Annotated in this window: 27 protein-coding genes; 8 read left to right on the plus strand and 19 right to left on the minus strand. The window is 71.2% G+C overall.

Annotated elements, in window-relative coordinates; all coding sequences use genetic code 11:
• Window positions 1-153 precede the first annotated feature (153 nt).
• Complete coding sequence (locus AC0L6F_RS02865) at window positions 154-666, minus strand: MFS transporter permease (RefSeq protein ID WP_473539087.1); 513 nt, start codon at window positions 664-666, stop codon at window positions 154-156.
• 110 nt (window positions 667-776) lie between these two features.
• Here AC0L6F_RS02865 and map point away from each other — a divergent pair, with 110 nt between their 5' ends.
• A complete protein-coding gene (gene map / locus AC0L6F_RS02870; protein WP_274638217.1) occupies window positions 777-1,559 on the plus strand; it encodes a type I methionyl aminopeptidase in 783 nt (260 codons plus the stop codon).
• 3 nt (window positions 1,560-1,562) lie between these two features.
• Here the strand turns inward: map and AC0L6F_RS02875 are convergent, their stop codons facing one another.
• The gene (locus AC0L6F_RS02875) at window positions 1,563-2,300 is read right to left on the minus strand and encodes a class I SAM-dependent methyltransferase (protein WP_473539088.1); all 738 of its coding nucleotides are present in this window, start codon (window positions 2,298-2,300) and stop codon (window positions 1,563-1,565) included.
• Window positions 2,301-2,335: 35 nt separating this feature from the next.
• On the opposite strand from AC0L6F_RS02875, the gene AC0L6F_RS02880 reads away from it, so the two are divergent.
• Window positions 2,336-3,262, plus strand: coding sequence for an NADP-dependent oxidoreductase (locus AC0L6F_RS02880; RefSeq protein WP_473539089.1), 927 nt, complete (start codon window positions 2,336-2,338; stop codon window positions 3,260-3,262).
• Between the two features lie 3 nt (window positions 3,263-3,265).
• Here the strand turns inward: AC0L6F_RS02880 and AC0L6F_RS02885 are convergent, their stop codons facing one another.
• The 7 genes from AC0L6F_RS02885 to AC0L6F_RS02915 form a co-directional block, all read right to left on the minus strand.
• Window positions 3,266-3,748: an NUDIX hydrolase gene (locus AC0L6F_RS02885; RefSeq protein ID WP_473539090.1), complete on the minus strand. Its 483-nt coding sequence runs from the start codon at window positions 3,746-3,748 to the stop codon at window positions 3,266-3,268.
• Between the two features lie 30 nt (window positions 3,749-3,778).
• A complete protein-coding gene (locus tag AC0L6F_RS02890) occupies window positions 3,779-5,131 on the minus strand; it encodes an HNH endonuclease signature motif containing protein (RefSeq protein WP_473539091.1) in 1,353 nt (450 codons plus the stop codon).
• 170 nt (window positions 5,132-5,301) lie between these two features.
• Window positions 5,302-5,988, minus strand: coding sequence for a tRNA (guanosine(37)-N1)-methyltransferase TrmD (gene trmD, locus AC0L6F_RS02895; protein ID WP_473539092.1), 687 nt, complete (start codon window positions 5,986-5,988; stop codon window positions 5,302-5,304).
• Between the two features lie 47 nt (window positions 5,989-6,035).
• Window positions 6,036-6,668 (minus strand): ribosome maturation factor RimM, encoded by a 633-nt coding sequence (rimM, locus tag AC0L6F_RS02900; protein ID WP_274638211.1) that lies wholly within the window; start codon window positions 6,666-6,668, stop codon window positions 6,036-6,038.
• 1 nt (window position 6,669) lies between these two features.
• On the minus strand, window positions 6,670-6,900 hold the full coding sequence (locus AC0L6F_RS02905) for an RNA-binding protein (RefSeq protein ID WP_274638210.1): 231 nt from the start codon (window positions 6,898-6,900) through the stop codon (window positions 6,670-6,672).
• A 5-nt stretch (window positions 6,901-6,905) separates the two neighbouring features.
• Window positions 6,906-7,319 carry a 30S ribosomal protein S16 gene (gene rpsP / locus AC0L6F_RS02910; protein WP_259612042.1) on the minus strand — a complete coding sequence of 138 codons (414 nt, stop codon included), beginning with the start codon at window positions 7,317-7,319 and terminating at the stop codon, window positions 6,906-6,908.
• Window positions 7,320-7,479: 160 nt separating this feature from the next.
• Window positions 7,480-8,178: a hypothetical protein gene (locus AC0L6F_RS02915; RefSeq protein WP_274638209.1), complete on the minus strand. Its 699-nt coding sequence runs from the start codon at window positions 8,176-8,178 to the stop codon at window positions 7,480-7,482.
• Between the two features lie 170 nt (window positions 8,179-8,348).
• Between AC0L6F_RS02915 and AC0L6F_RS02920 the strand changes: the two genes are divergently transcribed.
• Both AC0L6F_RS02920 and AC0L6F_RS02925 read left to right on the plus strand, forming a co-directional pair.
• Window positions 8,349-9,497: a sensor histidine kinase gene (locus AC0L6F_RS02920; RefSeq protein ID WP_473539093.1), complete on the plus strand. Its 1,149-nt coding sequence runs from the start codon at window positions 8,349-8,351 to the stop codon at window positions 9,495-9,497.
• Complete coding sequence (locus AC0L6F_RS02925) at window positions 9,494-10,177, plus strand: response regulator (protein WP_473539094.1); 684 nt, start codon at window positions 9,494-9,496, stop codon at window positions 10,175-10,177. Before AC0L6F_RS02920 ends, AC0L6F_RS02925 begins: the two co-directional genes overlap by 4 nt.
• 9 nt (window positions 10,178-10,186) lie before the next feature.
• Here AC0L6F_RS02925 and ffh read toward each other — a convergent pair whose 3' ends face one another.
• Both ffh and AC0L6F_RS02935 read right to left on the minus strand, forming a co-directional pair.
• Window positions 10,187-11,746 carry a signal recognition particle protein gene (gene ffh, locus AC0L6F_RS02930; RefSeq protein WP_473539095.1) on the minus strand — a complete coding sequence of 520 codons (1,560 nt, stop codon included), beginning with the start codon at window positions 11,744-11,746 and terminating at the stop codon, window positions 10,187-10,189.
• Between the two features lie 12 nt (window positions 11,747-11,758).
• Entirely contained in the window at window positions 11,759-12,355 is a 597-nt protein-coding gene (locus AC0L6F_RS02935) for a TetR/AcrR family transcriptional regulator (protein WP_473539096.1), read from the minus strand.
• Window positions 12,356-12,450: 95 nt separating this feature from the next.
• Between AC0L6F_RS02935 and lipB the strand changes: the two genes are divergently transcribed.
• Complete coding sequence (gene lipB / locus AC0L6F_RS02940; protein WP_274638205.1) at window positions 12,451-13,089, plus strand: lipoyl(octanoyl) transferase LipB; 639 nt, start codon at window positions 12,451-12,453, stop codon at window positions 13,087-13,089.
• Window positions 13,086-14,084, plus strand: coding sequence for a lipoyl synthase (lipA, locus tag AC0L6F_RS02945; RefSeq protein ID WP_473539097.1), 999 nt, complete (start codon window positions 13,086-13,088; stop codon window positions 14,082-14,084). Before lipB ends, lipA begins: the two co-directional genes overlap by 4 nt.
• A gap of 12 nt (window positions 14,085-14,096) precedes the next feature.
• Here lipA and AC0L6F_RS02950 read toward each other — a convergent pair whose 3' ends face one another.
• From AC0L6F_RS02950 to smc, 3 genes are read right to left on the minus strand one after another with little or no spacing between them, the layout of a single operon-like run.
• The gene (locus AC0L6F_RS02950; protein ID WP_259612048.1) at window positions 14,097-14,594 is read right to left on the minus strand and encodes a DUF2004 domain-containing protein; all 498 of its coding nucleotides are present in this window, start codon (window positions 14,592-14,594) and stop codon (window positions 14,097-14,099) included.
• Window positions 14,595-14,639: 45 nt separating this feature from the next.
• Window positions 14,640-15,509, minus strand: a complete 870-nt coding sequence (gene ftsY / locus AC0L6F_RS02955; protein ID WP_274638203.1) for a signal recognition particle-docking protein FtsY — start codon at window positions 15,507-15,509, stop codon at window positions 14,640-14,642.
• A 51-nt stretch (window positions 15,510-15,560) separates the two neighbouring features.
• Entirely contained in the window at window positions 15,561-19,082 is a 3,522-nt protein-coding gene (gene smc, locus AC0L6F_RS02960; protein WP_473539098.1) for a chromosome segregation protein SMC, read from the minus strand.
• Window positions 19,083-19,543: 461 nt separating this feature from the next.
• Between smc and AC0L6F_RS02965 the strand changes: the two genes are divergently transcribed.
• Both AC0L6F_RS02965 and AC0L6F_RS02970 read left to right on the plus strand, forming a co-directional pair.
• Window positions 19,544-19,810: a hypothetical protein gene (locus AC0L6F_RS02965; protein ID WP_274638201.1), complete on the plus strand. Its 267-nt coding sequence runs from the start codon at window positions 19,544-19,546 to the stop codon at window positions 19,808-19,810.
• Between the two features lie 59 nt (window positions 19,811-19,869).
• Complete coding sequence (locus tag AC0L6F_RS02970; protein ID WP_274638200.1) at window positions 19,870-20,976, plus strand: GNAT family N-acetyltransferase; 1,107 nt, start codon at window positions 19,870-19,872, stop codon at window positions 20,974-20,976.
• Here AC0L6F_RS02970 and mutM read toward each other — a convergent pair.
• The 5 genes from mutM to coaD all read right to left on the minus strand — a co-directional run bounded on the left by mutM (window position 20,966) and on the right by coaD (window position 23,916).
• Entirely contained in the window at window positions 20,966-21,880 is a 915-nt protein-coding gene (gene mutM / locus AC0L6F_RS02975; protein ID WP_473539099.1) for a bifunctional DNA-formamidopyrimidine glycosylase/DNA-(apurinic or apyrimidinic site) lyase, read from the minus strand. The two genes, AC0L6F_RS02970 and mutM, sit on opposite strands and share 11 nt — an antisense overlap.
• A 3-nt stretch (window positions 21,881-21,883) precedes the next feature.
• On the minus strand, window positions 21,884-22,543 hold the full coding sequence (gene rnc / locus AC0L6F_RS02980) for a ribonuclease III (RefSeq protein ID WP_473539100.1): 660 nt from the start codon (window positions 22,541-22,543) through the stop codon (window positions 21,884-21,886).
• A 43-nt stretch (window positions 22,544-22,586) separates the two neighbouring features.
• Window positions 22,587-22,796, minus strand: a complete 210-nt coding sequence (gene rpmF, locus AC0L6F_RS02985) for a 50S ribosomal protein L32 (protein ID WP_050721097.1) — start codon at window positions 22,794-22,796, stop codon at window positions 22,587-22,589.
• Window positions 22,797-22,816: 20 nt separating this feature from the next.
• Window positions 22,817-23,311: a YceD family protein gene (locus tag AC0L6F_RS02990; RefSeq protein WP_259613405.1), complete on the minus strand. Its 495-nt coding sequence runs from the start codon at window positions 23,309-23,311 to the stop codon at window positions 22,817-22,819.
• 107 nt (window positions 23,312-23,418) lie between these two features.
• A complete protein-coding gene (coaD, locus tag AC0L6F_RS02995) occupies window positions 23,419-23,916 on the minus strand; it encodes a pantetheine-phosphate adenylyltransferase (protein ID WP_259612051.1) in 498 nt (165 codons plus the stop codon).
• Between the last annotated feature and the right edge of the window lie 45 nt (window positions 23,917-23,961).

Here is a 23,961-nt window from a genome sequence, read left to right on the forward strand (position 1 = left end):
CGCGAAGTGAATGGGATGAGAGGATCGGTGCTCGCTGCGCGTTCACGAGAAGGCGCGGATTCCCCTGAGGCAGAATCGGTGCGCGAGCACAAGCATCCATTCTGCCACGGATGCCGCGGCCCGCCAAAACGCTGTCGCGGTCGCCGTCGCGGGTCAGTGCGCGGTGCGGCCGTCCCCCGGGCTGCCCACCTCGTGCACGACGATCACCTCGCCGCGCATGCGCGGCCGACCCATCGGGGCCGTGGGTCCGCCGATGTCGGCGGGGCCGGTGCCGGGGGCCATCCGGGCGAACGTGCCGCGCGCCTCGGCCCACAGCTGCGCGAGCGAGGACCAGAAGACCGCCAGGAACGCGAGGATCGCGAAGATCAGGACCGCGGCGAAGGCCACGTGGATGTAGCAGCCGTAGGCGATGACCAGGCCATGCCAGACGGTGAGGCCGAGCACATCCCACCACGACACCGCGCGGTCTCGGCGCACCGTCGGCCGCGCGCGGATCATGAACGCCAGCACGAGCTCGCCGATCAGGACAGCCGGTGCCGCGACGAAGATCACGCCGAGGAAGGCCCATCCGCCGGCGTTGAAGAGGGCCCAGCCCACGATCAGCCACAGCGGCAGGACGATCGCCGCCGGGAACAGCCAGCCGAAGAACCCACGTCGCAGCCACATGCCTTGATCGTACGCCGCCTGTCTCTGCGCCGGCTGGGCGCGTCGGGTGGGCAGGATGCGTCACCACGGCGGCGGTCATCGGCGAGAATGGACGCAACGAGAGGAACACGATGATCGAGTTGCGCACCCCCGCCGAGATCGAGGCCATGCGGCCGGCCGGCCGCTTCGTGGCCGAGACGCTGGCGACGCTGCGCGAGGAGACGAAGGTCGGCACGAATCTGCTGGCCATCGACGACCGCGCGCATGAGCTGATCCACAAGGCGGGAGCGCAGTCGTGCTACATCGACTACCACCCTTCGTTCGGCGCGAGCCCGTTCGGCAAGGTCATCTGCACCTCGGTCAACGACGCCGTGTTGCACGGGCTGCCCCATGACTACGACCTGCGCGACGGCGACCTCGTCTCGCTCGACTTCGCCGTCGCGATCGACGGCTGGGTCGCCGATTCGGCGATCTCGTTCGTCGTGGGCACACCGCGGGCGGAGGATCTCGCTCTGATCGACACGACCGAGCGGGCATTGGATGCCGCGATCGCCGCCGCCACCGTGGGCAACCGTCTCGGCGACATCTCGGCGGCAATCGCCGCGGTCGCACACGGCGACGGCTATTCGATCAACACCGACTTCGGAGGTCACGGGGTCGGCCGGATCATGCACGGCGACCCGCATGTGCCCAACGACGGCCGGGCCGGGCGCGGCTATCCGCTGCGCGAGGGACTGGTCATCGCGATCGAGCCGTGGTTCCTGCAGACCACCGACGAGCTGATCACCGACCCGGACGGATGGACGCTGCGCAGCGCGGACGGCTCCCGCGGCGCACATTCCGAGCACACCATCGCGGTCACCGCCGACGGCCCGATCGTGCTGTCCGACCGGTCGTTCCTCAACGTCGCGTAGCACTCACCGGGCGCGGCGGTAGAGCCAGGTACCCGCCACCGTCGGCAGATCGAGGATGTCGCGGCCACGAGTCTGCGCGTCGGCATCCAGAATGTCCTCGACCTCGCCCGCCATCCGGACCCGCTCCCCCGCACTTGCAGCGAGGAACGTACTGACCGTGTGCCAGCGTGCCAGGTAGTCGGCCCGCGCGATCTGCTCCCGCCACCGCACTTGCTCCCGGGCCAGGAGCGTGAATCCGGGCAGTGCTTCCGCGTCCTCGTCGCCGGGCTCATCCGGGGAGCGCTCGGGATGCGCGATCCGCCCGCAGGCCTGGTCCCATGGGCATGTCGGGTCCGGTCCGTTCCAGACCAGCCCCAGCGTCCCGGTGGGAACGAGCACGCGGGCGATCTCCGCGCACGCCGCGTCACGATCGAACCAGTGGAACGCCTGCGCGACGACGACGGCATCCACGCTCTGATCGGGCAGGGGGATGGCCTCAGCGGTGCCGAGGAGTGCCTCGACCTGCGGCAGCTTGCGCCGCAGGACCGCCAGCATCTGTTCGGACGGATCGACGGCGATGACGCGGGACGCGCGCGGGAGGAGCGCCGCGGTGAGCTTGCCGGTGCCGGCCCCGAGGTCGAGCACGGCCGCGACCGGTTCCGGGAGCAGGACATCGACGGCGGCCTCAGGGAAGCCAGGTCGATACCGGTCGTAGTCCTCGCCGGTGCTCTGGAACGATGCGGCGAGGGTGGCGGCGTCCATGTCCGAATGCTACCGGCAGGGTGTTGACTGGGGCGATGGCGAAGAGATGGATCGCGCCGCGCGCAGGCGGCATCGATGTTCTGGAACTGGTCGACGCGGAGGTGCCGGCCCCCGGCCCCGGCGAGGTGACGATCACGGTGCGGGCGGCCGGCATGAACCCCGCAGACTACAAGCATCTGGCGCGACTGGAGGAGTTCCCCGCCGGTCTGGGCTATGAGGTGTCCGGCGTGGTCGCGGCGCTCGGCCCGGATACGGCGATCGCCACCGGCGAGCACACCACCGGGACGGAGGTGATCGCCTTCCGCGTGAGCGGCGGCTATGCCGAGGCGATCACGGTGCCCGCGGCGGATGTCTATGCGAAGCCGGCTGCCTTGAGCGACCCCCAGGCGGCGAATCTGCTGCTGGCCGGGACCACCGCCGCCGAGATGCTGCACGTGACCCGCGTGTCGGACGGTGACATCATCCTCGTGCACGCGGCATCCGGCGCGGTCGGCGTCAGCGCCATCCAGCAAGCGCGGCGCCTGGGTGCGCGTGTCATCGGCACCGCAAGTCCCCACAGCTTCGATCGCGTCCGCGAATTCGGCGCGGAACCGGTTGCCTATGGTCCCGGACTGGAGGAACGCGTGCGCACGCTCGCCCCGGATGGGGTGGACGCCGTGCTGGATGCCGCGGGCACGGATCAGGCGGTGGACTCCGCAGGCACCCTGCTCCGGCATCCGGATCGCGCCGTCACGATCGTGGCCGGTCCGCGCAGCCGCGAAGCGGGCTTCACCGCCATCGGCGGTTCGATGCCGGCGAGCAAGGCGTTCCGGGACGGCGCGCGTGCGGGGCTGATAGCGCTGGCCGCCGCCGGCGACCTCGTTGTGCCGGTGGCGCGCACCTTCCCGTTGGCCGAGGCGAAGGATGCGCTCCGGTTCCTGCAGGAGGGACATCCGGGCGGAAAGCTCGCACTCCTGCCGTGACGATCAGCATCCACCCTCGAAGCGGGTCGCACCTTCGCTCGCCGTCGCCAGCGCGATGCGCTGGCGATGATCGTCGTCAAGCATGCCGAGCGCGTCCAGGTCGGTGACCGCGTACCACCCGACATCGGTCAGTTCGCCGTCGGTCGGATGGGGCTCGCCGGAGACCCACTCGCATCGGAACGTCAGGGTGAGATAGTCGACGACGTCGCCATTGTCGTACGTCACTCGATCCATCTGGTGCACCCAGGCCAGTCGGGTGGCACGTGCCGCGATACCCGCCTCTTCGAGCACTTCGCGGACTGCGGCATCCGCGGGCTCCTCGCCCGGCTCGACGATCCCCGAAACAGGCTGCAGCTCGCCGTTGTCAGACCGATGGCCGAGCAGGACATGATCTTCGCGGAAGACGACGGCGGTCACGCCGACGAGGGGCATCGGCAGGTGACCGATCCGCGCTCGCAGATCGACGACGAAGTCAGGGGTGGGCACTCCCCGAAGATACCGGGCGGGACCAGCCGCTCACCAGGGCGGCGGGTCGGCGTCGGTGGCGTGGGCGGTGGGTGAGATCCACCACGTGGTGCCGGTTTCGGGGTCGGTATGCGGGCGCCAGAGAGTTTCGGTCTTCACCTGGTGGTGAGACTCGCAGAGCGGCCCGGTGTTGTCGGCGCTGGTGCCGCCGCCGTGCTGCCATTCCGCCTTATGGTCGATGTCGCAGTCGCGGGCGAGGCGGCCGCAGCCGGGGAAGGTGCAGACCTTGTCGCGGATGTTCAGCCACCGTCGCAGCGCTGCGGGGACCCGGTAGGTGGAACGGTCCACGTCCAGGATCGTCCCGCTGATCGGGTGGGTGAGGATGCGCACCCACGAGGTCGCGCCGCCGGCCAGATTCTTCGCCGTCTCGAGGTCGATGGGCCCGTACCCGTCCAGGATCGCCGGCTCTTCGGCGTGCCCGAGCAGGGTCATGACCGGCACGGTGATGGCCACCGACGGGGCGGACACTGTCACTCCCACGGTGTCGTCGGTGATCCCATCCTGCAGGAGTCCGGTTGCCACGTCGGCGCGGAGTTGGGCGAGGGTGCGGGTCTCGCCGGGCTGGGCGTGCAGGTGGCGGGCGAGCCGGTCGACCCGGGCGTTCAGGGAGAGCAGCCGGGCTGCCGGCCCGTAGATGCTGTACGTGGCCATCCCGTCCAGTTCGGGGCTCAGCCAGGTGGCACGGTCGCGGGCCGCTCTGCGGTGGCGGGCGTCGATGCCCTCGGGGTGGACGCGTTCGCGCAGGGCCCGGGCGTGGGTGCGGAACTTTCCGGCCGGCAGCCGGGAGGCGGCGTCGGCGGCGGCCTGGTCGAACCGCTCCCAGGCCTGCCGGTCGTCGGCGGGCAGAGACCCGGCCAGGGATGCGGCGGTGTCGGCGTTGCGTTCATCCACCCGCCCGGCGCGGAAGGCCCGCCAGGTGACCGGGCAGCGTTCCTGCAGCGTCCGGGCGGTGTCGGCCCAGGCCCGGACGGTGCGCTCGCTGACCCGGATCCGCACGGCGAGGTCGGCCACGGCGGCGCGTTCCGCGAACTCGACCCGGGACGCCCGCACCTGGGCGGCGGTCCGCTCGCGCGGATCGACCCAGTCCGGATCGGTCGTGGGATCGGGCCCGCACCACGGGTCGGGAAACGCCCTCGCGTCGGCGAGCAGCTCGCCGCACAGCGCGTATTGCTCCGCGGTCGCGATGCGCGCCTGTCGGGTCGCGGTCTCGAGCGCATCCACCCCGCGCTCGTGTGCGGCCCCGGACCGCAGCAGTCGGTCGCCCCAGTCCGCGCCGCCCTGCGCGGCGGCGTACTCGTCGTACTCGGCCAGGGCCGCCTCGGCGTCGATCAGGTCGGCGTTCATGATTCCACCGTAGCCAGAACGTCCGACACTGCACCGGGCAACACCGCGTGGCCGCGGACCGTCGTACCGGATGCTGTATCCGGATCACCCTGTCTTTCCATACTCCCCACGATAGAACGGGGTTACGACACTGGAGAGGATAGGCGGGCCTCTTCGGCACCCGCCGTCGGCTACGACTCGAGCAGGTCGGGCCGGCGCTCGCGAGTCCGCTCGAGCTGCTGTTCGCGCCGCCAGGCGTCGACCGCGCCGTGGTTGCCGCTGAGCAGCACCGGCGGAACCGCCCGATCCCGCCACACGGCGGGCTTCGTGTAGCTCGGGTACTCCAGCAGTCCGTCTTCGTGCGATTCCTCGACCAGGCTCTCCGGATTTCCGACGACGCCGGGGATCAGCCGGCCGATGGCCTCCACCATCGCCATGACGGCGACCTCTCCCCCGTTCAGGACGTAATCGCCGAGGCTGATCAGCCGCACGTCGCCGAGCTCGGCGGCGTAGTCGAAGACCCGCTCGTCGATGCCCTCGTACCGACCGCATCCGAAGATCAGGTGCTCACGGTCGCTCAGCGCGCGCGCGGTCGCCTGGGTGAAGACCTCGCCCGCCGGCGACGGGAAGATGATGGTGGGCCGCTCGGCGTGGCCGGCGACGGCATCCAGCGACTCACCCCAGGGCTCGGGCTTCATCACCATGCCGGCGCCGCCGCCGTATGGCGTGTCGTCGACCGTCCGGTGCCGGTCGTGCGTCCAGTCGCGGAGGTCGTGCACGTCCACCTGCAGCAGCCCCGAGCTGCGAGCCCGGCCCAGCAGCGAGACCGCCAGGACGTCGAAGTACGACGGGAAGATCGTGAGGATGTCGATGCGCACCCATCGAGCCTAGCCAGCGACGAGCAGGGCCGGTGTGACGGCGGCTGTCAGCCTTCGTCCGCCGGCGCGGCGGGCAGGTCGTCTTCGGCCGGCAGCTCTTCGAACAGGCCGGCCGGCGGGGTCACGACGACGTGCCCGGCGACGACGTCCACCTCGGGCACGATCGCCTTCACGAAGGGGACCAGCACCTCGCGATCCCCCTGCTGGACGATCAGCAGGTCCTGCGCAGGCAGGTGGTCGACCCGTGCGACGCGGCCGACGCGCGTGCCGTCGCGCAGCACATCGAGGCCGACCAGCTGATGGTCGTACCAGGCGTCGTTCTCGACCGTCGTGTCGGCTTCGACCCACAGGATCGCCTTGACCAGCTCTTCGGCAGCGGTCCGGTCCTCGACGCCCTCGAGGAACACCACCGGGTTCGAATTCAGCCACTTCAGCTCGCGCACGGTCACCGTCTTGCCATGCCACGGCGAGGACTCGGGAACCTGCAGGGTGAACGTGGCTCCGGGGACGAAGCGGCGGTCCGGGTCGTCGGTGTACAGCTCGAGCTTGAGCGCACCCTTCAGTCCGTGTGCCTTGACCAGACGGCCGGCGCGCAGCTGGGTGCCGACCGGCTTCGGGGCGTGCTTCTTCGCCGACTTCCCGGGCGTGTCAGCCCCTGCCGGCGGGTCCTGCCGCACCATCTCAGTCGTCCGCGACGTCGACGCGCACGCGTCGACCGTCCGCAAGAGCGGAGATGAGCGTGCGCAGTGCCTTGGCGGTGCGTCCGCCGCGCCCGATCACGCGGCCCCGGTCATCGGGGTGCACGTGCACTTCGAGCACATCACCACGGGGTGATGTGGACTCATCGATGCGCACATCGTCGGGGTGATCGACGATCGCCTTGACGATGTGGTCGAGCGCGGCGGTCAGCACGGCGATTACTCGGCGTCGGCCGCGGGGGCCTCGGGCTCGGCCGCCTCGGGGGCGGGCTCGGCCTTCTTCTCGGCCTTCGGCTTGACGACCGACTTCTTGGCGGAGTCGACCTCGAACGGAACCTTCTCGGCCTTGACCTTGACGGTCGAGACGGCGTCCTTGTCGCCCTTGTACCGACCCCAGTCGCCGGTGAGCTTGAGGAGGGCCAGCACCTGCTCGGTCGGCTGCGCGCCGACACCCAGCCAGTACTGCGCGCGCTCCGAGTCGACCTCGATCAGCGAGGGCTCCTCGGTCGGGTGGTACTTGCCGATCTCCTCGATGACCCGACCGTCGCGCTTGGTGCGCGAATCGGCGACGACGATGCGGTAGTACGGGGCACGGATCTTGCCGAGCCGCTTGAGACGGATCTTGACAGCCACGATTCTCCTGAATGTGTGTAGTGGTGATGAACCGGTCGCCTGGAGAGTGGGGTGCACACCCGGCGGAAGCTCGAAGGTGGAGACGCACGCCGGATAGAGGGTCGGGCGGTGCTCCAGCCTTCAATTCTGCCAGATCCGAGCGGATGCCGCGAACCGGCCGTCACCGGCGCGTCGCCGTGCTCTCCCCCGCCGAGATCGCCGCCGCCGCGGGGCTCGGGATGCGGCGCAGCAGCGCACCCGCGACCGGGGCCCACACCGCGATCAGCGCCAGCAGCTGCACGATCCCGGCGATCGGTCCGCCGAAGAAGCTCGCCGCCGCGGTGACCAGTGCCGCGACCGGCACCCACACCGGCACCGCCCGGCCGATCCGCAGGCCGACGGTGAGCACGATCGGGCCGACGGCGAACGCAACCAGGAACACGATCAGCAGCACGGTGGTGAGCAGATCGGCGTCCGAACCCGCCATCAGATGCTGCACGGCGGCGGCATCCAGTCCGGCCCCGGCGATCGTTCCGAACAGCCCGAAGAACAGCGCGAGATGTCCGATGCCCACGGCCAGTCCGAGCGCGGTGAGGGCGCCGCCGATCACGGTGACCATGCGGCCGCGTGGCGCTGTGAGCCGCATGATCGCCGGCATCGCCGCCAGCCACGCGATCGGTCCGAAGACCGAGATCAGGCCGAGAGCGTTCCACGCGGCCGGGAACTGCGCCGCGACGTCGGCCGGCGTCGCGGCGGGCGACGTCGGCTGCAGCATCCACTGCATGATCGTCGCGATGATCAGACTCAGCACGCCGATCGTGAGGGTCGTCGCGGCCATCCGGCGCATCCGCGTGTCGCTCGTGTGCGTGGTGTCGTCCATGTCGTGCTCCTTCGCTTCGGACGAGCCCTGATGCCCGCCGCTGAGGCCACGCTCTCGCCGGGCGGGGGCGCGCCGCGTCCGGCGTGCGGCCGATCCGCCTCGCCAGCCCGGAGGACCCCGTCCTCCTTGCGGAGGACGTGCGGCCGCGCACGCGGCCATAGAGTGGCGCCATGCAGCAGGTGCGCGCAGCGCTGCGCCGTTTCCGGCTCGCCACGGTCGCCGGCGTGCCGGCGCCCGACGCGGCGCTGGCGGGGCTGTTCGTCGTCATCGCTGTTCTCAGCGTGCTCACCGGCAATCCCGCCGAAGGACCCCTCGCGCTGACCCTGCCGGTCGCGGTTCTCTCGGCCGGCTCGCTGGCCTGGCGAGTGCGCTCCCCGCTCGTGTGCATCGGACTTCTCATCGTGACGGGCTTCGTCCAGACGCTGCTGTCCCAGCCGCCCGGCTCGCTGTGGTCGCTGGCCGTCTACGCGATCGGCATGTACTCGCTGGCCGCGCACCGCACCGAGGGGGTCGCGGCGGTTGCCGGCGTCGTGTTCGTCGCGTCCCTGCTGATCCAGGAGCGCATCGGGAACGGCATCGACTTCCTCTTCATCGTCCTGCTGTTCGGGGGGCTGTGGCTGCTCGGTCGCGCCAGCCGGTACTGGCGGCTACGGGTGAGCTCTGCCGAGCGTCGCCAGCAGGATGCCGCGCGCCTGGCGACCGCGCAGGAGCGCGTGCGCATCGCACGGGAGCTGCACGACGTCGTGGCGCACAGCCTCAGCGTGATCGCGGTGCAGTCCGATGCCGCGCAGGCCGCGCTGGCCAAGGACCCGGCGCGGGCGGCCGCGCCGGTGGAGGCCATCGGCGCGACCGCGCGCCAGGCGCTCACCGAGATCCGGTCGCTGCTGGACGTGCTGCGTGCCGACGACGGCGCCGACGCCATCGGGGTGGCCGCGATCGCCCAGCTCGCCGAGCGCGCGCGAGCCGCAGGGGTGGATGTCACCCTGGACGTGCAGGACCTGACCGCTGCGCTGCCGGCAGCGGTGGACCTGGTCGCCTACCGCACGGTGCAGGAGGGGCTGACCAACGCGCTGCACCACGCACCGGGCGCGTCCGTGCAGGTGGGTGTGCGGCGTGCGGCGTCCGTCCTGCACATCGAGGTGCGCAACGGGCCCAGCACGAAGCGACCCGCACTGTCGGCATCCACCGGGTACGGCCTGGTCGGGATCGCGGAGCGGGTGCGGACGCTGGGCGGCCGGCTGCGCACCGCGCCGACGCCGGAGGGCGGGTTCGCGCTGACGGTGGACATCCCGCTGGACGACGAGGGAGCCGACTCATGATCCGCGTGCTCATCGCCGATGACCAGCTCCTCGTGCGCACCGGCTTCCGCCTGATCCTCGACCTCGAATCCGACATGGATGTGGTCGGTGAGGCGGCCGACGGCCGGGAGTGCCTCGACGTGGCGCACGCGCGGCATCCGGACGTCGTCCTGATGGACATCCGGATGCCGGTGATGGACGGCATCGAAGCGACCCGGCGACTGTCGGCCGAAGGCGGCGGCGCGCGCATCCTGATCCTGACCACGTTCGATGCCGACGAGTACGTCTACGACGCGCTGCGGGCGGGGGCGACCGGATTCCTGCTCAAGGACGCGCCGCGCGAGCAGCTCGTCTCGGCGATCCGACAGGTGGCCGCGGGTGACGCCCTGCTGGCGCCGACGATCACGCGGCGGCTGATCGAGCGGTACGCGGGTCGCCCGTCCGAGGCCTCGGCGAACCGCGCGTTCGCGACGCTCACCGACCGGGAAGCCGAGGTGCTGCGGCTCGTCGCGCAGGGTCTGTCCAACGCCGAGATCGCGATGCGGCTGTACCTCGGCGAGACCACGGTCAAGACCCACGTGGCGCGGATGCTCGCCAAGCTCGGCGTCCGAGACCGGGTCCAGGCCGTGGTCCTCGCGTACGAGTCCGGCTTCGTCCGGTCCGGCGGCGAGCCGGCACCCGGCCGGCCGGGTCCCCTCTGACCGGCGGGGTCAGCGCCCGCCGAGCAGCTTCTGCACCTCGGCGAGGTCGCTCTCGGTGGGAGCGCCCGTGCCGGCGGCCTTGCCCGATCCGAGCCCGAAGCCTGATCCGGTCGGGGCGGCCGGCTCCGCGGCGATCCCGGCGTTCTCGGCGGCGCGCCGGGCGGGGTTGCCCGATCGCGACCCCTTCTTCTTCTGCTGCCTGCCGCGCTTGCTGGAGGCGCCCGGCTTGCCCATCGAGCCCATCCCCGGGACATTGGGCACGCCACCGCGGGCGACCGTCTTCATCATCTTCGCGGCCTGCTCGAACCGCTGGACGAGCTGGTTCACGTCGGTGACGGTCATCCCCGATCCGCGCGCGATGCGCAGGCGCCGCGAGCCGTTCAGCAGCTTCGTGCTCCGTCGCTCGCTCGGGGTCATCGATCGGATGATCGCCTCGGTGCGGTCGATCTCGCGCTCGTCGAAGTCGTCCAGCTGCTGCTTCATCTGGCCCATGCCCGGCAGCATGCCGAGCATCTTCTTCATCGAGCCCATCTTGCGCATCTGCTGCATCTGCTCGAGGAAGTCCTCGAGCGTGAACTGCTCGGTCGCCAGCTTGTCCGCGACCTTGCGGGCCTCCTCCTCGTCGAAGGCCTCCTGCGCCTGCTCGATCAGGGTGAGGATGTCGCCGAGGTCCAGGATGCGGCTGGCCATCCGGTCCGGGTGGAACGGCTCCAGGTCGTCCAGGCCCTCGCCCGTGGACGCGTAGATGATGGGGCGTCCGGTCATGGACGCCACCGACAGCGCGGCACCGCCCCGGGCGTCGCCGTCGAGCTTGGACAGCACGACACCGGTGAAGTCGACCCCGTCCTGGAACGCCTTGGCCGTGTTCACCGCATCCTGTCCGATCATCGCGTCGATGACGAACAGGACCTCGTCCGGGTCGGTGGCGGCACGGATGTCGGCGGCCTGCTTCATCAGCTCGGCGTCCACGCCGAGCCGGCCGGCGGTGTCGATGATGACGACGTCGTGCTGGGCCCGTCGCGCCTGCTCGACGCCGTCCCGGGCCACCCGCACCGGATCGCCGACGCCGTTGCCGGGCTGGGGTGCGTAGATGGTCGCCCCAGCCTGCTCGGCGACCACCTGCAGCTGGTTGACGGCGTTCGGCCGCTGCAGGTCGGCGGCGACCAGCAGGGGCGTGTGCCCGTCCTTCTCCAGCATCTTCGCGAGCTTGCCGGCGAACGTGGTCTTGCCCGAGCCCTGGAGGCCGGCGAGCATGATCACGGTCGGCGGGTTCTTCGCGAACTGCAGCCGACGCTGCTGGCCGCCCAGGATGCCGACGAGCTCCTCGTTGACGATCTGCACGACCTGCTGGGCGGGGTTCAGAGCCCGGCTCACCTCGTCGCCGAGCGCACGCTCGCGCACGGTGGCGGTGAAGTCCTTCACCACCGACAGCGCGACGTCGGCGTCCAGCAGCGCTCGACGGATCTCGCGGACGGTGCCGTCGACGTCGGCGGGCGAGAGCTTGCCCTTGGTGCGGAGGTTCCGGAAGGTCTCGGTGAGCCGGTCGGAGAGGGTGCCGAAGGTAGCCATGATCCCCCGATTCTACGGGAGCGGATGCCGGGGCCCGGCCGTCGGCGCGGCTCCCAGCGCGATGTCGAGGGCCTCGGCGAGCACTCCGGCCAGTGCGCTGCGGCCCGGGCCGGCTTCGGCCCAGTCCCAGGCCGCCGCCAGCACCGCACCGGCCACGCCCGCCGCGCGCACCTCGGCCCTCAGCGGCTCGGCGCCGTCGCCGCGCATCCGGTCGGCGACCGCACGCGCGAGCCGCGCCTGCCGGATCGCCCGCTCGCGCTCCAGCTCCTCGCCCAGCCCCATCACGTCGGCGTTGGCGACGGCCAGCGCGAGGCTGTCCGGGGCGAAGTCGGCGGCGATCCCGCGCATCGCCTCGCGCACCGGCACCCCGGCACGCAGGCGTTCGACCGCGGCATCCAGCCGCTCGTCGAAGGCCGCCCACAGGATGTCGCCCTTGGCCGAGAAGTAGTTGAAGAAGCTGGACCGGCTGACGCCGGCCCGGGTGGTGATGTCGGCCACGGAGGTCGCGTGATAGCCCTGCTCGAGGAACAGCTCGCAGGCGGCCTCGGCCAGCGTCTCGCGAGACGAGGCGCGCGGACGGCCGGCGCGGGCCTCGGGCGATGCGGACATGTCCCCAGGGTACGGGCGGCGCGTGCGGGTCGGCACGCGGCGACTGGAGGCGTATTGTTGGCCCGCATCCAACAACACGCATCGCAGGAGGATCCGTGCTCGACATCCTGAACGCCGGACTCGCGCCGGCCCTGGTCCCGTACCGCGACGGCTGGGCGCTGCAGCGCCGCGTCCACGACGAGGTCGTCCGCGGCATCCGGCGCGACACGCTGATCGTGCTCGAGCACGAGGCGGTGTACACGGCCGGAAAGCGCACCGAGCCGCACGAGCGGCCGCAGGACGGCACGGAAGTGATCGATGTCGATCGCGGCGGAAAGATCACCTGGCACGGACCCGGGCAGCTGGTGGGCTATCCGATCGTGCGGCTGGGCGAGCCGATCGACGTGGTCGCACACGTGCGGCGACTGGAGCGGCTGCTCATCGGGATCCTCCATCCGCTCGGCGTCGACGGATACCAGGTCGAGGGCCGCAGCGGCGTCTGGGTGCGCCGCGGCCTGTCTGAAGACAAGGTCGCCGCCATCGGCGTGCGGGTGGAGAAGGGCGTGACGATGCACGGCTTCGCGATCAACTGCGACAACGCGCTCGCCGGCTTCCGCGGCATCATCCCGTGCGGGATCGCCGACGCCGGGGTCACCACCGTGACCGAGGTGGTCGGGCGCAACGTCTCCCCCGCCGAGATCGTCGATGCGGTCTCGGCGACGTTCGCGGCCGAATACTCCGGGGCGCTGGCATGAGCGCGGCGGTCCCGGAGGGGCGCCGACTGCTGCGGCTCGAGGTGCGCAACGCGCAGACCCCGATCGAGCGCAAGCCCGAGTGGATCCGCACCACGGCGAAAATGGGTCCGCAATACACCGAGCTGCACCAGCTGGTCAAGGACGAGGGGCTGCACACCGTCTGCCAGGAGGCCGGCTGCCCGAACATCTACGAGTGCTGGGAAGATCGCGAGGCAACGTTCCTGATCGGCGGTTCGCAGTGCACGAGGCGCTGCGACTTCTGCCAGATCGACACCGGCAAGCCCGCCGACTTCGACGCGGACGAACCGCGCCGGGTGGCCGAGAGCGTGCGCCGGATGGGGCTGCGATATGCGACCGTGACGTGCGTGGCCCGCGACGACCTGGACGACGGCGGCGCCTGGCTGAACGCCGAGACGGTCCGGCAGATCCACGAGGTCAACCCCGGCACCGGCGTCGAGCTCTTGGCGACCGACTTCAACGGCATCCCCTCGCTCCTGTCCGAGGTCTTCCAGGCTCGGCCCGAGGTGTTCGCGCACAACGTCGAGACCGTGCCCCGCCTGTTCAAGCGCGTGCGCCCCGCGTTCCGATACGAGCGTTCGCTGGATGTCCTCAGCCAGGCGCGCGACGCGGGACTGATCACGAAGTCGAACCTCATCCTCGGCATGGGCGAAGAGCCGGACGAGGTGGTCCGCGCCCTGGCCGACCTGCGCGAGGCCGGCTGCGACATCATCACCATCACCCAGTACCTGCGCCCCTCGCCCCGCCATCTGCCTGTGGTGCGGTGGGTCAAGCCCGACGAGTTCGTCGCGTTCAAGGAGGAGGCCGAGCGAATCGGGTTCCTCGGCGTGCTGGCCGGACCCCTCGTCCGCTCCTCGTATCGGGCCGGGCGCCTCTGGGCGCAGTCGATGCTCACGCAGGGCCGCGACATCCCGCCCCACCTCGCGCACATCGCCGCGGACGTGCACCCCGAGCGCGGGTTCGCCCAGGCGGTGTGATGCCGGGTCGGCTCAGTCGGCGCTGGTGACCGACTGCACGTCGCCGTTCGTGTCCAGGTTCACCAGCAGCACCTCGTCGCTGTCCGGATCCAGCGCGTACTCCATCACGGCGAACGGCTCGGACCCCCCGTGCTCGTCGGCGAGGATCGTCATGCTCATCAGCCGGAGCGAGCGGATGACGTCCACGTGCGTGTCGCCGGAGATGTCCACCAGCAGCGCCTCGAGCTCGTCGCCGAGGCTCTCCTGCTGCTGCAGGATGTACTCGATCACCTCGCTGGTGCGGTCGTCGAGCTCGGAGACCATGGCGTTGCGGGCGGCGCGGTCGACCGTCTCGATCGCGGTGATCATGGCGGCCGCCACATCCAGTGCGGCCTGCGACACGTCGTCCTCATCCGGAGCGGTCAGGTCGACCGAGACCGCCTGGTCGCCCAGCTCGATCGTCTCGGACCAGAAGATCGAACCGTCGGGGCCGGATTCGAGAAGTCCGAAGTAGTCGTGTTCGATCGCCATGCCCTTATGAAACCAGGCGTGGCACGGATGCGGTAGTCCGTCCGCTCACTCCACCAGCGCGGCGGCGAACACGTGCGGGGTGAAACCGGTGAGATCCGCGATCCCCTCGCCCTGGCCGAGCAGCTTGACCGGGATGCCGGTGCGCTCCTGCACCGCGAGGACGAAGCCGCCCTTGGCCGAGCCGTCGAGCTTGGTCAGCACCAGCCCGGTCACGCCCGCGTGCTCCAGGAAGGCCTGCGCCTGCATCACGCCGTTCTGCCCGGTCGTGGCATCCAGCACCAGCAGCACCTCGCTGATCGGGGCCTGCTTCTCGATCACGCGCCGGATCTTGGTGAGCTCGTCCATCAGGCCGCCCTTGGTGTGCAGCCGGCCGGCGGTGTCGACGATGACGATCTCGGTGCCGTGGGTCTTCGCGTACTCGATGGTCTGGAAGGCGACGGATGCCGGGTCCTGGCCCTCCTGCTGCGGGCGCACGATCGCCGCACCTGCGCGCTCGGCCCAGGTCGCGAGCTGGTCCACCGCCGCCGCACGGAACGTGTCGGCCGCGCCCACCACCACGGAGCGGTCGTAGCGCTGCAGGAACTTCGCGAACTTGCCGATGGTGGTGGTCTTGCCCACCCCGTTCACGCCCACCACCAGCACCACGGCCGGACGCTCGCTGAGGGTCAGGGTGGTGTCGAACGCGGCGAAGTGCTCCTCGAGGGTCTCGACCAGCATCCGCTTCAGATCCTGCGGGTCGGTCGTGTGGAACCGCTCCACCTTCGCGCGCAGGTCGTCGACGATCCGCTCGGTGATCTCCGGGCCGAAATCAGCCGTCAGCAGCGCCGTCTCCAGGTCGTCCCAGGTCGTCTCGTCGATCGTCGGCTTGACGAACATGCCGCGCAGCGCGCGCCCCAATGACCACTTCTCCGCCATGCGGTCCAGCCTACGGGGCGCGGGACTGCGCGCACGCGGAGGCCCTGCCGGTCACACAGCCGCGGGCTCGCTCTCACGGGCCTTGCGGTCGCCGACCCGCTGGCCGACCACCGCCGAGACGCCGTCCTGGCGCATCGAGACGCCGTAGAGGGCGTCGGCGATCTCCATCGTCCGCTTCTGGTGGGTGATCACGATCAGCTGGCTGGAGACCCGCAGCTGCTCGAACACGCCCAGCAGCCGGCCGAGGTTCGCATCGTCCAGCGCGGCCTCGACCTCGTCGAGGATGTAGAACGGGCTCGGGCGCGCCTTGAAGATCGCCGTCAGCAGCGCCACCGCCGCCAGGGAGCGTTCCCCACCGGAGAGCAGCGACAGGCGCTCGATCTTCTTGCCCACCGGGCGCACCGCCACCTCGATCCCGGTGGTCAGCGGGTCATCCGGGTTCGTCAGCGAGATCGAGCCGGCGCCGCCGGGGAACAGGATCGGGAAGACCTCTCCGAACGCGACCCGGGTGTCCTCGAAGGCGGCGAGGAAGATGGACTGCATCCGCTCGTCGAGTTCGTCGATGATCGCCAGCAGATCGGTGCGGGTCTGGGTCAGATCACCCAGCTGCTCGGTGAGGAACTTGTGCCGCTGCTCGAGCGCTTCGAACTCCTCCAGAGCCAGCGGGTTGACCCGGCCGAGCTGGGCGAGCTTGCGCTCCGCCGCCTGCAGCCGTCGTGCCTGGGTGGCACGGTCGAAGGCGGTCGGGGCACCATCCGGGTCGTCGTCGTTCGGGACCTCCTGATCCGGACCATATTCCGAAACGAGAATATCCTCCTCGAGCCCGAGTTCGGAGTGCACGCGCTCCAGCAGGCTCGTCACGTGGAGCCGCTTCTCGTGGATCTGCATCTCCAGCCCGTGCACGCTCTCGGTCAGCCCGGCAAGCCGCTCGCGCACGCCGGCGTCGTCGGCGCGCAGCTGCGCCAGCTCGGCGGTCACCGCCGTCCGCTCGCTCTCAGCCGCGGCCAGCCCAACGCGGGCCTCGCTGACCGAGCGGTCGATCGAGTCGAGCAGTGCCGGCAGCCGCTCCGCGACCCCGGCTGCCACGTCGCGCTGCGCGCGCCGGATCACGGTGCGGCGGGCGGCCTCGGCGGCGGCCGCCTTCTCGCGCTCCCGCTGCTGCTCCAGCGACCGGGCGCGGCTCTCCTCGGCACGCACCCGCTCCTTGAGCGTCTCGACCTCCAGCCGGGCACGCATCTCGGCGTCCCGCGCCGCCTCGAGCTCGTCCAGCAGTCCGTCGCGGGCCGACGCGTCGAGCATCGGGCGCGGCGCCTCCAGTGCGGCGTCCAGCTGCTCCTGCGCCGAGCGGGCGGATGCCTCGGCCTCCTCGACGGCGGCTTCGGCCTGGCGCAGAGTGGCCTGCAGGCGGTCGCACTCGGCGACGGCGGACTCGTGCCGGACCGTCGCCCGGTTGAGCTTCTCGGCCTGCGCGGCCAGGGCGGCGTCATGCTCCCGCAGGGTCTGCAGCGCGGCCTTCGCACGCCGACGCGCATCGTCCAGCGCCGTCACCCGCTCGGCCAGCGCCTCGCGCAGCGAGTCGGCGACGACGCGGACCTCGGCGAGGCGCTCGGCCGCGGCATCCCGTTCGGCCGCCAGCTCCAGACGGGATCGGCCCTGTCCAGAACCCGCGCGCACCGTGAACGGCGTCACCACCTCGCCGTCACCGGTGACCACCGTGATCGTCCGCCCGGCGGACCGCACGGCCGCCAGGGCCTGCTCCAGGTCGTCGGCGACGTACACCGAGGCCAGCAGCGCACGCACGCCGTCCGGCGCGGTGACCAGGTCCGCGGCACGGGCCAGTCCGGGCGGGGCCGGCTCGTCGGCGATCGCGACGGTCGCCTCCGCGATCGCGATGTCCACCACGCCCACGTCGCCGCCTCGGGCGGCGCGGGCCAGCGACAGCGCATCCTCGGCGCGGTCGACCAGCACGCCCTCGGCCAGCGGCCCGAGTGCGGCGGCGATCGCGGCCTCGTGGCCGGGGTGCACCTGCACGGATTCGAGCACCAGCCCGCGGATGCCGGGGCCGGCGTCCTCGATCAGCTCCGACGCGCCGTTACGCACGTCCAGCGCCCGTGACAGGGCGGCGGTCTGGGCGGTCAGCGCGTCCTTCTCCCGCTCGGCGGCGTGCAGCCTCTCGCGCAGCGAGGCCGCCTCGGACTCGGCGTCCGTCGCCTCGCGCTGGCTGCGCTCATAGGCGGCGGCGTGCTCGGCGGACGCGGCATCCGTCACCGCCTCGGGGTCCAGCGCGGCCAGGGCCCGCTCGGCCTCGCCGCGGCGGGTCACGGCGGCATCCAGCGCGGCCTGCTGTCGGGTCACGGCCGTCTGCACGGCTGCCAGGGCGGATGCCGCAGCCTCGGCCGATCCGCGCAGCGCGGTGATCCGCATGTCGTGCTCCGAGACCAGGGCGCTCTGCGCGGCGATGTCGGTGTCCAGCGCATCAAGTTCGCCCCGAGCCCGCACGACCTGGACAGCGGCCGCGGCGGCGGCATCCTGCGCAGCACCGAGACCCGAGGAGACCTCGCCGATCCCGCCCCGCACCTCGTCGATCATCGCCTGCGTCACCGTCGTCTGCACGGCGTGCGCGTCGTCGTCGTCGGCCAGGAGGGTCAGGCGCTGCCCGGCGAGCGTGTACAGCCCGCGCAGGCGCTCCTGCACCTGCTCCAGCGCGAACACCACGCCACGCGCCCGGTCCACCGCCTCGGAGCGCTGATCGGCCTCGAGCTCGCCGATCCGGCTGTGCAGGCTGTCCGCGCGATCCTGCAGCACCAGGCGCTCGGAATGCCGCTCCTGCTCGTTCTGCGCCGCGGCCGCCAGCTCCGCGCGCAGCGCGACCAGCTCGTCGGCGAACAGCCGCGCCTTCGCGTCGCGCACCACCGCGGCGATCGTCGCGGCCTCGCGGGCGATCTCGGCCTGGCGTCCGAGCGGCTTGAGCTGACGGCGCAGCTCGCCGGCCAGATCGCTCAGCCGCATCAGGTTCGCCTCCATCGCCTGCAGCTTGCGGACCGTCTTCTCCTTGCGCCGGCGGTGCTTCAGGATGCCGGCGGCCTCTTCGATGAAGCCGCGTCGCTCCTCCGGAGAGGCCTGCAGGACGGTATCCAGGCGGCCCTGGCCGACGATCACGTGCATCTCGCGGCCGAGGCCGGAGTCACTCAGCAGCTCCTGGACGTCCAGCAGTCGGCAGGACTGGCCGTTGATCGCATACTCGCTCGCACCGTTGCGGAACAGCGTGCGGCTGATGGTCACCTCGGCGTAGTCGATCGGCAATGCGCCGTCGGCGTTGTCGATCGTCAACTGCACCTCGGCACGCCCGAGCGGGCCGCGAGTGGACGTGCCGGCGAAGATGACGTCCTCCATCTTGCCGCCGCGGAGGGTCTTGGCGCCCTGCTCCCCCATCACCCAGGCCAGCGCGTCGACGACATTCGACTTGCCCGAGCCGTTCGGCCCGACGATGGCGGTGACCCCGGGCTCCAGGAGGAAGGTCGTCGACGCGGCGAACGACTTGAAGCCCTTGAGCGTCACGCTCTTCAGGTGCATGGTCGCGCCTTCCCGCCCCGGTCGATCACCGGAACACGCTACCGGATGCCGGGGGTCGCACCGCCGCGACGGGCCGCGATGACGGCACTTCCGGTCGCGACACGCCCGACATCCCTCCGATTCTGCGAATGTGCTTGACGAGGCGCCCGCCACGCCACTAGTGTCATTTCTTGCGTCTGAGCCAAGCTCGGACCCGAGCCGAAAGGAGGCCCACCGATGATGATCAACGAACCGACCGCGTTCGCGAGTGTCGCGCACAGCAGCGCATTCCCGGGGGCCGCCATCGGCGTCTTCGCGGGCACTGCCTGCTAGCGGGGTCAGAAGCGATCCGCTTCACCCGCGTCCGCGCCGTCTTCGTCGACGTGCGCCCGCACGACCGTCTCGTCGTGCCCTCCCGTCGCTCTCGGCGACACTCCCCCGGTGCACGCACCGGCAATCTCATTCTTCAGAGAGCTCACATCATGAACACCACGTCGTCATCGACGCATCCCCCCGATCAGGAACGGCTGCAGGATCTCGCGGACCTGACCCGCGACATCCGCATCTCGGCACCCGACCGACTCGCACTGCGATTCAGTCTGTGGGTCCTGCTGCGCAACGAGCGTCGTGCCCAGCGCGGCGCGGAGCGGAACGCGCGCGCCGTGCGCGCACTCGCCCGCGACGGGTTCGCAGCCACTCAGCGCGAGGCCGATCTGGTCCGCGCGATCGTCAGTCAGCAGTACCGGTGACGGGGGTGCGGGTCACCCGCACCCCCGCCTCACCCTCACCCGGCACGAAGGAGATCCCCATGGCCACCACCGACGAGATCGAGCTGCGCCCGCTCACGTTCCCGGCATCCCTCGACGACGCGGACGCCGCGGACTTCATCGCGATGGTGGACGTCCGCAATGAGTCCTACCGCGAGATGAACGGCAACGACGATGAGCGGATGACGCCCGCCGAGCTGCTGCCCCGTCTGCGGAGCCAGGAGTACGAGCGCACCCTCATGTGGATCGCCCTGCTGGACGGGGAGGTCGTCGGACGGGCCGCCCTGCAGCTCCCGCTCGAAGACGGCTCGCGGGTCGCGTTCACCAACATCGAGCTGCTGCGGCGTGCGTGGGGCCGCGGCATCGGCAGGGCCGCGCATCGCCTGCTCGAGGACGCCGCCCGCGCGCAGGGCCGGAGCGTGCTGCAGGCCTGGAGCGACCATGCAAGCGCCGCGGGCACCGACGACGCCGCGGGCGCCGAACGTCTTGTCCCGCCCACCGGCTTCGGCTCGCTGCCGCTGGATCACACGGCCCGTTTCATGCGCGCGCACGGATACACGCTCGAGCAGATCGAGCGCAACAGCGTGCTCGCGCTGACCGACGATGCGCGTGCACACGTGGAGAGGCTGCTCGCGGAGGCCCGGGCGGCGGCCACCGGATACCGGGTGGTGCAGTGGGCTGTGCCGACACCCGCCGAGTACGTCGACGGCTATGCCTGGATGAAGTCGCGCATGGTCACCGACGCCCCCTCGGCAGCCCTCGAGTTCGACGACGAGGTCTGGGATGCTGCCCGCCTGGCCGACCACGAGCGGCCCTATCTGGAGGCGGGGCGCACGCTGCACGTGACCGCCGCGCAGCACATCGCCACGGGAGAGCTGGCCGCGTTCAACGAGCTCGTGATCGGCACCGACCGCACCGCGGCCACCAGCCAGGAGGACACCCTGGTCCTGGCGGAGCATCGCGGGCACCGGCTGGGGCTGCTCGTGAAGTGTCAGGCCCTGCACGACTGGCACCAGATCGCTCCCCGTTCGCCGCGGGTGATCACGTACAACGCGGAGGAGAACCGGCCGATGCTCGACATCAACGAGCGGATCGGCTTCGTGCCGGTCGCCTACAACGGCGCCTGGAAGAAGACGCTCAGCCGCTGAGGGCGGGCGGGCGCGGCATCCGCTGGCACCGCGCGCAGAAATGGCTCGACCGGTTCATGAACGAGGTCCGCACGATGGGGCGGCCGCATCGGGCGCACGGCAGCCCGGCGCGGCCGTACGCGTTCAGCGAGTGCGCGAAGTAGCCGGCCTCGCCGTTCACGTTCACGTACTGCGCGTCGAAGCTGGTGCCGCCCTCGCTCAGAGCCTTCTGGAGCACACCCCGGACCTCGGCCATCAGCCGGTGCACCGCGCGGGTGGACAGCGCCTGCGCGGGGGCGGACGGGTGGATGCGGGCCGCCCACAGCGACTCGTCGGCGTAGATGTTGCCGATGCCGCTGACCACGGTCTGATCCAGCAGCACCCGCTTCACCGCGACGTCCTTGTGCGCCAGGCGCCGGCGGAACGCGGCATCGTCGAAGGCGGGATCCAGCGGATCGCGCGCGATGTGCGCGACCTGGGTCGGCACCACCGGTGCAGCGTCGCCCCAACCACCCGGCGCGCCGTCCGCGGTCGGCACGAGGGTGTCGACGGCGAGCGAGCCGAACGTGCGCTGGTCGGCGAACACGACGGCGATGTCGCCGTGGACGGGATGCCGCAGCCCGATCCGGATGCGCTCGAAGCGCTCCTGCGGGGCGTCGGCGGCGCGGAGCAGGAGCTGACCGCTCATCCCGAGGTGGCCGATCAGCGCGTGGGAGGTGCCGGCCACGGGCAGCCACAGGAACTTGCCCCGGCGCACCGCCGACTCGAGCGTGGACCCGGTCAGCGCGCCCACGAAGTCGGCGTCGCCACCGGCATGCCGCGTCAGGGCGCGCGGGTCGTGCACGGTCACCCGCGTGACGCGGGCGCCGCTCACGGCCGGGGCGAGGCCGCGGCGGACGACCTCGACCTCGGGCAGCTCCGGCACCGATCAGGTCCGCTCGGACAGGGCGCGCCACAGCAGCAGCGCGGCGGCCATCTCGGCGTGCTTCTTGCTCGTCCCGGTGCCGCTGCGCTGCTCGTCGCCCACCGCGACCGTGGCGGTGAAGACCCGGTCATGGTCGGGGCCGGTCGCGTCGATCCGGTAGGCGGGCGGCGGGAAACCCAGCCGCGCCGCCAGCTCCTGCAGGCTGGTCTTGGGATCCACGGCCGCGCCGTAGCGGTCCGGGTCGGCCAGCAGCGGCTCGATCAGCCGCTGCACCAGGGCGGTGGCGGCATCCTGCCCCGCGGAGATGTAGGTGGCGCCGATCACCGCTTCCATCGTGTCGGCCAGGATCGAGTCCTTGTCGCGTCCGCCGGTCTGGTCCTCGCCGCGGCCGAGCCGCAGGTAGGCGCCGAGGCCGATGCTGCGAGCGACCTCGGCCAGCGCGACGGTCGAGACGACGCTGGCGCGGCGCTTGGCGAGGGCTCCCTCTTCGAGCTCGGGATGCCGGGTGTACAGCAGGACGGTGGCGGCCTGTCCGAGGACGGAGTCGCCGAGGAACTCCAGCCGCTCATTGTGCGGCAGGTGCCCGTGCTCGTAGGCGTACGAGCGATGTGTCAAGGCGAGCGAGAGAAGCTCGGAGTCGATGTCGACCCCGAGCTTCTCCATCAGCTGGGAGGAATCTCCCGCCGGCCGCCTCATCGGACGTCGATCAGACGTCCGCGACCTTGCGGCCCTTGTACTCCAGGAACAGCTCAGTGCCCTGCGAGTCGGTGACGACCTTGGCCTGGTGCGGACGGCTGTAGACGACCTTGCCGTTCTCGACGGTCTTGACCAGCGCGGGCGCCTCGGCCTTCCACTGCGCACGACGGGAGCGCGTGTTGGAGCGGGAGACCTTCCGCTTCGGGGGGTTACCTGCCATGGCTGTTCATCCTTCGTTCTCTAGGTCTGGGATCGGGGCGCAGAATCGTCTGTTCCCTCGGCCGGCTCGGGCGCGAACTCCGCCAGGGCCGACCACCGCGGGTCGATGCTCTGAGGGGGTGCTGCGTCCGACACGTCGGCCAGACGTTCGCCCGTGACGGGGTCCAACCCCGGGCAGTCCGGCCGGCACACCGGCTGAAACGGAAGCGCCAGGACGATGCCGTCCCGGACCAGAGTTTCAAGATCCACGTGGTCGTCTTGAACCTCGAAGTCGTTCGCTTCCTCTCCAGGATACGCGAAAAGCTCCTGGAACTCGACTTCGACCGGCGCGGCGATGTCGATGAGGCAGCGCCCGCACTGCCCGGTGTACCGGGTGCGCGCGTCGCCGGTGGCCAGAATGCCTTCGTGCACGGACTCCAGCCGCACGTCCAGGCGCACGGTCTCGCCGGACTCGACGGCGACCAGACCTTCGCCCCAGCGCTCGGAGAGCACGACGTCGAAGGAGGTCTCGCGCATCTCACCGGGGTGCCGGACGATGTCGCGCACCAGGGTGCTGAACGGGCCGGGACGACGATTTCTCACCCGGCGAGTCTACCTGCCGCCGACGCGCCGGGCTCGGCGCGTCAGATCCCGCGCGAACCCGTGTCCAGGAACCGCGCGACCGCGCCGGGCACGTACGGCGCCACGTCGCCGCCCAGCCCGGCGACCTGGCGCACGAGCGAGCTGGACACCAGCGCGTGCGCGGGGTCGGGAAGCAGGAACACCGTCTCGATCTCGGCGAGATGGCGGTTCACGATCGCCATCGGCGTCTCGTAGGCGACATCCACCTGCGAGCGGATGCCCTTGACCAGCACGCCGGCGTTCACATCGGTCGCGTAGTCCACGAGCAGGCCCATGCTCCAGGACGCCACCACGATCTCGCCGACCACCCCGTCTTCGGCGATGGACTGCTCCAGCAGCGACAGCCGCTGCGCGATCGGCAGCATCGCCTGCTTGTCGGGGTTGTGCACGACCAGCACGTGCACCGTGTCGTACAGTGCGGCGGCTCGACGGATCACGTCGAGGTGGCCGAGGGTGGGCGGGTCGAACGACCCCGGGACGACGGCGATCCGGTTGCTCACGCTGCCAGCCTACCGGTCGACCTGTCCGCTTCCTGAATGCCGTGG

The organism is Microbacterium sp. G2-16M (assembly GCF_055809115.1).

Coding starts and splice junctions, on each gene's coding strand:
- map (WP_274638217.1), top strand. CDS start 777: ATGATCGAGTTGCGCACCCCCGCCGAGATCGAGGCCATGCGGCCGGCC.
- AC0L6F_RS02890 (WP_473539091.1), bottom strand. CDS start 5,131: ATGAACGCCGACCTGATCGACGCCGAGGCGGCCCTGGCCGAGTACGAC.
- AC0L6F_RS02970 (WP_274638200.1), top strand. CDS start 19,870: ATGGCCACCACCGACGAGATCGAGCTGCGCCCGCTCACGTTCCCGGCA.
- rimM (WP_274638211.1), bottom strand. CDS start 6,668: ATGGTGCGGCAGGACCCGCCGGCAGGGGCTGACACGCCCGGGAAGTCG.
- ftsY (WP_274638203.1), bottom strand. CDS start 15,509: ATGGCGGAGAAGTGGTCATTGGGGCGCGCGCTGCGCGGCATGTTCGTC.
- AC0L6F_RS02935 (WP_473539096.1), bottom strand. CDS start 12,355: ATGTCCGCATCGCCCGAGGCCCGCGCCGGCCGTCCGCGCGCCTCGTCT.
- AC0L6F_RS02915 (WP_274638209.1), bottom strand. CDS start 8,178: ATGGACGACACCACGCACACGAGCGACACGCGGATGCGCCGGATGGCC.
- AC0L6F_RS02965 (WP_274638201.1), top strand. CDS start 19,544: ATGAACACCACGTCGTCATCGACGCATCCCCCCGATCAGGAACGGCTG.
- AC0L6F_RS02875 (WP_473539088.1), bottom strand. CDS start 2,300: ATGGACGCCGCCACCCTCGCCGCATCGTTCCAGAGCACCGGCGAGGAC.
- AC0L6F_RS02950 (WP_259612048.1), bottom strand. CDS start 14,594: ATGGCGATCGAACACGACTACTTCGGACTTCTCGAATCCGGCCCCGAC.
- rnc (WP_473539100.1), bottom strand. CDS start 22,543: ATGGAGAAGCTCGGGGTCGACATCGACTCCGAGCTTCTCTCGCTCGCC.
- AC0L6F_RS02880 (WP_473539089.1), top strand. CDS start 2,336: ATGGCGAAGAGATGGATCGCGCCGCGCGCAGGCGGCATCGATGTTCTG.
- lipA (WP_473539097.1), top strand. CDS start 13,086: ATGAGCGCGGCGGTCCCGGAGGGGCGCCGACTGCTGCGGCTCGAGGTG.
- AC0L6F_RS02865 (WP_473539087.1), bottom strand. CDS start 666: ATGTGGCTGCGACGTGGGTTCTTCGGCTGGCTGTTCCCGGCGGCGATC.
- AC0L6F_RS02920 (WP_473539093.1), top strand. CDS start 8,349: ATGCAGCAGGTGCGCGCAGCGCTGCGCCGTTTCCGGCTCGCCACGGTC.
- AC0L6F_RS02990 (WP_259613405.1), bottom strand. CDS start 23,311: ATGCGCGAGACCTCCTTCGACGTCGTGCTCTCCGAGCGCTGGGGCGAA.
- rpmF (WP_050721097.1), bottom strand. CDS start 22,796: ATGGCAGGTAACCCCCCGAAGCGGAAGGTCTCCCGCTCCAACACGCGC.
- ffh (WP_473539095.1), bottom strand. CDS start 11,746: ATGGCTACCTTCGGCACCCTCTCCGACCGGCTCACCGAGACCTTCCGG.
- AC0L6F_RS02925 (WP_473539094.1), top strand. CDS start 9,494: ATGATCCGCGTGCTCATCGCCGATGACCAGCTCCTCGTGCGCACCGGC.
- smc (WP_473539098.1), bottom strand. CDS start 19,082: ATGCACCTGAAGAGCGTGACGCTCAAGGGCTTCAAGTCGTTCGCCGCG.